The organism is Pseudoalteromonas sp. S4492 (assembly GCF_005886115.1).
Taxonomy (GTDB): Bacteria; Pseudomonadota; Gammaproteobacteria; order Enterobacterales; family Alteromonadaceae; genus Pseudoalteromonas; species Pseudoalteromonas gelatinilytica.
Genome location: NZ_PNCP01000332.1, coordinates 1 through 357, shown reverse-complemented (window position 1 = coordinate 357; position 357 = coordinate 1). Strand labels below are relative to the sequence as shown.

Below are 357 nucleotides of genomic sequence, written 5' to 3'. Positions count from 1 at the left end.
TTGTGAAATCTGCCAAAGAATCCTTTCCTGATTTGAACTCTTGTAGCTTCGACAAAGGTTTCCACTCCAAGAGGAATCAAGAGGAGTTGCGTGAGTACCTCGACCCGGTTGTTTTGCCAAAAAAAGGACGACGCAACCGAGCAGAAACCGAATGGGAAACCAGTCCGGAGTTTCGGGCGGAAAAGCGACAGCACTCAGCGGTAGAGTCCGCGATAAATGCTCTGGAAGTTCACGGTCTGGATAAATGCCCTGACCATGGTATTGAGGGTTTCAAGCGATATACAGCTATGGCAGTACTGGCCAGAAATATCCAAAAGCTGGGAGCAGAAATACAGAAGCAAGCGCGTAAAAGGGCCA

1 pseudogene is annotated in these 357 nt (G+C 48.7%); it reads left to right on the top strand.

Annotated elements, in window-relative coordinates:
* Positions 1 to 357, top strand: a pseudogene (locus CWC28_RS22440) (ISNCY family transposase); the annotation flags it as partial.